Genomic DNA, 2,969 nt, shown 5'->3' on the forward strand with positions numbered 1-2,969 from the left:
CCCGCAGCGACTCCGCGAAGTACCACGATCCCGACATGCCCCACGCCGCATGCGCCGCCGCCAGCTGCACCAGCAGCGCGCCCGCCGGCGCCAGGAACCGCCGGTCCGCGCGGGACACGGCGAGCACCAGCAGCAGCCCGGCGAGCACGGTCGCCAGCATCCCCGGTGCGACGTGCCGGAACAGCGCCCCCAGATCGACGGCCGGGGTCAGCGCGTCGCGTTCGTCGGCGGCGTCCATCGCCACGACGGCGACCGGTACCAGCGCGACCATGCACGCGACAGTGGTCAGCCATACCGGCCGCCGGAACTGCGGCAGCGCGACCATCCCCACGGTCAGGGCAGCCACGGCGATCACCAGCAGCACCGCCTCGGCGTACTGGCCTTCGGCCGCCTGCTCGTGGAACGTCGTGATCCCGGAGAAGCCGGGCGGAACCGGGTCGGTGTGCAGCCCGGTCACGACCGATGCGGCCGCCAGCACCGTGGCGGCCGCGGTCAGGGTCCAGCGAGGCACCGGCTTCCCGACGTATAGGGCGGAATAGAGGGCGACCGTCAGCAGCGCCAGCACGCCGGTCGCGTCCGGCAGCCGGCCGGTGAAGCCGGTGAGGGCGCTCAGCACCGCCACGGCGGCCGTGACGGCGAAGACCAGCACCAGGATCCGGCGAAGTGGCACGGGCCGAGATCCTGCCACACCGAAATCGGTGCCGCTGTCCCCTCGCTCGGTGCCATGATGCGCGCCATGGACTTTCCCGCTGCTGTGAATCACCACCTGGCCACCATCGCCCGCCGGGACCTCGACGGTTATCTCGCGACCGTGCATCCGGACGTCAGTCTGATCATGCCGAACGGCACCCTGCTCAGCGGTCACGACGAGCTCGCCGCCTTCCACCGGGACTGGTTCGGTGACCCGGACTGGAGCTGGGAGCTGGACCTGCGGCGCACGGTGGTGGCCGGCGACACCGGCATCGCGATCTTCGCGGCCGACTACCACGACCTGGACGGCAAGGGCCAGCCGTACGAGCTGAGCTACCTGCTCACCCTGGTGTTCGCCCGGGACGGCGAGCGGTGGCTGCTGGTGCACGATCAGAACACGCTGCGATGATCGGGGCGGAAACCTCAAGGTGCCGCGGTGCCGGCCGATCAGTCAGGCCGTGAAACCCACGGTGCCGCTCCCCCTGCCGGGCACACAGCTCGTGCACGTCGGCCGGCAGCCGATCTTCGACCGGACCGGCGACGTCGTCGCCTACGAGTTGCTGTTCCGCGGCAGCATGGACGCCGTCGAGGCCGGCCGCCGCGACACGTACGCGACCAGCCAGGTCATCGTCAACACGTTCACCGAGTTCGGCATCGACGAGGTCGTCGGCGACCGGACGTGCTTCATCAACCTGACCCGGGAGTTCCTCACCGGTGAGCTGGTGCTGCCCTTCGGCCCGGAACACGTGGTGCTGGAGGTGCTGGAGACCGTCACGGTGGACGACGAGGTGGTCGCCGGGGTCACCAACCTGGTCACCCAGGGCTACCGGATCGCCCTCGACGACTTCGTCTACGGCTCCGGGCACGAGAAGCTGTTGCCACTGGCCTCGTACGTCAAGCTCGATCTGCTCCAGGGCGACCTCACCCACCTCGACGAGATCGTCGCGGCCTGCCGGGCGTACCCGGGCATCCAGATCGTCGCCGAGGGCCTGGAGACGACCGAGCATCTCGCGCTGAGCAACCGCTACGGCTTCGAGCTGCGCCAGGGGTACGTGCTGAGCCGCCCGCAGGTCCTCACCGCCACCTCGCTGACCCCGTCGCGGCTGCGCCGGCTGGAACTGCTCGGCGCGCTCACCGCCGCCGACACCGACCTCGAGCGCATCCTGTCGATCATCGCGGGCGACCCGGCGCTGACCATCCGGGTGCTGCGGGCCAGCAACTCCGCGGCGGTCGGGGCCACCACCAGGATCTCCTCGGTACGCCAGGCCGTCGTCATGCTCGGCGTCGCGCACATCCGGCAGTGGGCCATGCTCATGGTGGTCGACGACGTGGCCGAGGCGACCGAGGTGCAGATGGCGGAGGCGCTGACCCGGGCCCGGCTCTGCGAGAACGTGGCCGGTGCCTTCGGGGCCGCCTCGGACGCCGCGTTCATGGCCGGCCTGATCACCTCCGTGGCGGCCATGCTCGGCCTGTCCCCCGCCGCGATGGCCCACCAGCTGCCGCTGAGCGCCGACATCGCGTCCGCCCTGGAACGGGGGGCCGGGCCGCTGGGCCAGGTGCTGCGGGTGGTGAACGCCTACGAGCGCGGTGACCTGGCCGAGGTGGCGGCGGCGTACGTCGGCGACGACCTGACCGGCACCGTGATGGACGCGATGCGCTGGTCGCGGATGGCCGTCCAGGCCACCCAGACCGCCGCGTAGGCCCCCGTCGCGGGCATTGCCCATTTCCTATCGCAGAGCTAGGCTTTGGGCGCCGTCTCGCCCGTGTGAAGGAGAGGGTCATGCCGTTGTCGCCCGCCACCCGCCTGGCCGGTCCCGTCGACACCGCGACCTTCGGCGAGTACCGGATACCCGACACCCCCGGACCGCTGCTGCGCTTCACCGGCCGGATCACCACCGACGGCGAGTTCACCGCCCGCCCCTTCCGCTATCACGTGTACGGCGGCTGGTTCTGTCCGTGGTCCCACCGGGTCGCGATCACCCGCGCCCTGGCCGGCCTCGAGGACATCGTCACCATGTCGTTCGTCGACGGCGTCCGCGACGGTCGCGGCTGGGCCTTCCGTGAGCAGTACGGCCCCGACCCGGTCAACGGCTTCACCCTGCTGCGCGAGGTCTACGAGGCCACCGAGGAGGGCTTCGACGGCCACGTCAGCGTCCCGGCGCTCTGGGACCGGGCCGGGTCCCGGCTGGTCAGCAACGACAGCCACGGCATCGGCATCGACCTGGCGACCCGGTTCCGGCACCTGGCCGACCCGCTGGTGGAGACGTACCCGCCGCGGC

General features: G+C 71.4%; 3 protein-coding genes and 1 pseudogene. 3 read left to right on the top strand and 1 reads right to left on the bottom strand.

The window, feature by feature from the left end; all coding sequences use genetic code 11:
* Window positions 1–670, bottom strand: a 670-nt coding sequence (locus tag AB0C29_RS41370) for a hypothetical protein (protein ID WP_360832710.1), incomplete at its 3' end; no start/stop codon positions are given.
* A gap of 66 nt (window positions 671–736) precedes the next feature.
* On the opposite strand from AB0C29_RS41370, the gene AB0C29_RS41375 reads away from it, so the two are divergent.
* From AB0C29_RS41375 to AB0C29_RS41385, 3 genes and pseudogenes are all read left to right on the top strand, one after another.
* Entirely contained in the window at window positions 737–1,099 is a 363-nt protein-coding gene (locus AB0C29_RS41375) for a nuclear transport factor 2 family protein (RefSeq protein ID WP_360832713.1), read from the top strand.
* A 49-nt stretch (window positions 1,100–1,148) separates the two neighbouring features.
* Entirely contained in the window at window positions 1,149–2,390 is a 1,242-nt protein-coding gene (locus AB0C29_RS41380; RefSeq protein WP_360832715.1) for an HDOD domain-containing protein, read from the top strand.
* 80 nt (window positions 2,391–2,470) lie between these two features.
* Window positions 2,471–2,969 (top strand): annotated as a pseudogene (locus AB0C29_RS41385) (glutathione S-transferase); the annotation flags it as partial.

This window comes from Actinoplanes sp. NPDC048791 (genome assembly GCF_040650095.1).
Taxonomy (GTDB): Bacteria; Actinomycetota; Actinomycetes; order Mycobacteriales; family Micromonosporaceae; genus Actinoplanes.

Bases quoted from the DNA above. Each gene is read 5' to 3' on its own strand.
- AB0C29_RS41375 (WP_360832713.1), top strand. From the start codon at position 737: ATGGACTTTCCCGCTGCTGTGAATCACCACCTGGCCACCATCGCCCGC.